General features: G+C 41.7%; 1 pseudogene. It reads right to left on the reverse strand.

The window, feature by feature from the left end:
• Positions 1-259: pseudogene (locus KVT27_RS25275) on the reverse strand (Ger(x)C family spore germination C-terminal domain-containing protein); the annotation flags it as partial.

Raw genomic sequence — 259 nt, forward strand, 5'->3', positions numbered from 1 at the left:
TACTCGGGAAGAACCCTGCTTTTATATTTGCCAGTTTGCATCAGTTTTACTTTGACATCTATTTCTTGTATCGTATCTTCTTTTAAGACCAAACGGCCCTCGTCATGTAGACGATGCCATACTTTGGGATCATTTCGGTATACCTCTCCGAACAGATTCAATAAATCCGTATTGGAGAGGAGTCCCTTGCGGTACGAAGACAGGATTTCAGCTTTAACCACTTGTGCAGCCTGTTCTTCCATTCCCTGAATAGATATAT

Source organism: Lysinibacillus sp. GbtcB16 (genome assembly GCF_019091145.1).
GTDB classification, from domain to species: Bacteria; Bacillota; Bacilli; order Bacillales_A; family Planococcaceae; genus Lysinibacillus; species Lysinibacillus fusiformis.